This window comes from Aeromonas molluscorum 848 (genome assembly GCF_000388115.1).
Classification (GTDB): domain Bacteria; phylum Pseudomonadota; class Gammaproteobacteria; order Enterobacterales; family Aeromonadaceae; genus Aeromonas; species Aeromonas molluscorum.
Window position 1 is genome coordinate 1 of the sequence record NZ_AQGQ01000283.1, and the last position, 1,863, is coordinate 1,863.

Genomic DNA, 1,863 nt, shown 5'->3' on the forward strand with positions numbered 1-1,863 from the left:
ACTTCCTTCCCACTCCCTTCAAAAAACGCTGATATCTCCCGATGCCGTGATGGGCCATCGCCGATGGGAAAAGTGAGCAAGATCCGGGTCGTCGTGACGAAGGTTCGCAGCCATAGTGCTTTCAAACCAAAAGTGCTTTCGAACCCCCGAGGGTTTGAACCAAAGGAGGTTTGAACCAGGAGGGGTTTGAACCCATCAACTTGTCTGCCAATCCGGCATGGGCGTCGCCACCTGACGCCATGCACATCTAGCGAGGGAACTGCCATGTCACAACTGTCCAACAAGGTCGCCATCATCACGGGAGCCAGCTCCGGCATCGGCCACGCCAGCGCCATCCTGTTTGCCCGGGAGGGGGCCAGCGTCGTGCTGGGTGCCCGCCGCCAGCCCGAGCTGGATGCGCTGGTGGAGGAGATCAGGGAATTCGGGGGCCAAGCGGTGAGCCTCGCGGGGGATGTGAAAAGTGAATCTTACGCCAGCGCCCTGGTGGAGCTGGCCGTGGGACGTTTCGGGGGGCTGGATATCGCCTTCAATAACGCCGGCATCACGGGGGCGCCGGGCAGCGTGCAGGAGATGGCGCTGACCCAGTGGCATGAAACCCTGGATACCAACCTCACCAGCGCCTTTGTGGGGGCCAAATACCAGATCCCCGCCATGTTGGCGCGCGGGGGCGGCTCGCTTACCTTTACCTCCACCTTCGTCGGCCATACCCTGGGGCTGCCCGGCATGGCGGCCTATGCAGCAAGCAAGGCGGGTCTCATCGGCCTGACCCAGGTGCTGGCCGCCGAGTATGGGGCGCAAGGGGTGCGGGTCAACGCCCTGCTGCCGGGGGGCACCGACACCCCCATGGGGCAGGCCTTTACCAATACACCGGAGAGTCTCGCCTTTGTGCAGAATATGCATGCCCTCAAACGGCTGGCCCAACCGGAGGAGATCGCCCGCTCGGCCCTCTATCTGGCGTCCGATGCATCCAGCTTTACCACCGGGATTGCCCTGCTGGCCGATGGGGGGGTATCTATTTGTCGCACATGACCTTGTCGCACCCAAGATGCTGCGGCTGCAAACTTATCGTGAGAGCGCCTTATGTCTGATTACGCCCGCATCGCCGATGCCATCCGTTTTATCGCAAGCCAGGTGGCGCGCCAGCCCACCCTGGACGAGATAGCGGCGCACGTGCACTTAAGTCCCTTTCACTTCCAGCGGCTCTTCAGCCGCTGGGCTGGGGTTACCCCGAAGCGCTACTTGCAGGTGCTGACCCTGGATCGGGCCAAGGCGCTGCTGCACGAATCGCGCTCCCTGCTGGAGGTGGCCGATACCCTGGGCCTTAGCAGCGGCTCGCGGCTCTACGATCACTTCGTGCAGCTCGAAGCGGTGACGCCGGGCGAATACAAGCAGCGCGGGGCCGGGCTGGTCATCGATCACGGGGTGCACGACACCCCCTTCGGCCAAGCGTTCGTCGCCCTGACCCCGCGGGGGGTGTGCAATTTCTCGTTTCTCGATGACCAGGCCCCAGAGGCGCCCCTGACAGCCCTCGCCCAGCGCTGGCCCGAGGCGGAGCTGCGGGAGGCGCCATCACGCACCCAGGGGGTCATCCACACCATGTTCGATGGCAGCAAGGCACCGGATCGCCCCATCTCGCTGCACGTGAGCGGCACCAACTTTCAAATCAGCGTCTGGCGGGCGCTGCTCGAGATCCCGCCAGCCAAGGTGGTGAGCTACGCCCAAGTGGCGAGCGCCGTCGGCAACCCCAAGGCCGCCCGCGCCGTGGGGCTGGCGGTGGGCGCCAACCCCGTCGCCTTGATGATCCCCTGCCACAGAGTCACTCCAGCAAAACGGCAAGCTCGGCGGCTATCACTGGGGCGAGAC

General features: G+C 64.3%; 1 protein-coding gene and 1 pseudogene. Both read left to right on the top strand.

The genetic code is table 11. From position 1 onward, the window contains the following. The first annotated feature begins 264 nt into the window (after positions 1–264). Positions 265–1,029: an SDR family oxidoreductase gene (locus G113_RS19970; protein ID WP_005913853.1), complete on the top strand. Its 765-nt coding sequence runs from the start codon at positions 265–267 to the stop codon at positions 1,027–1,029. Positions 1,030–1,080: 51 nt separating this feature from the next. Next, positions 1,081–1,863: pseudogene (locus tag G113_RS19975) on the top strand (bifunctional transcriptional activator/DNA repair enzyme AdaA); the annotation flags it as partial.

Coding starts and splice junctions, on each gene's coding strand:
- G113_RS19970 (WP_005913853.1), top strand. CDS start 265: ATGTCACAACTGTCCAACAAGGTCGCCATCATCACGGGAGCCAGCTCC.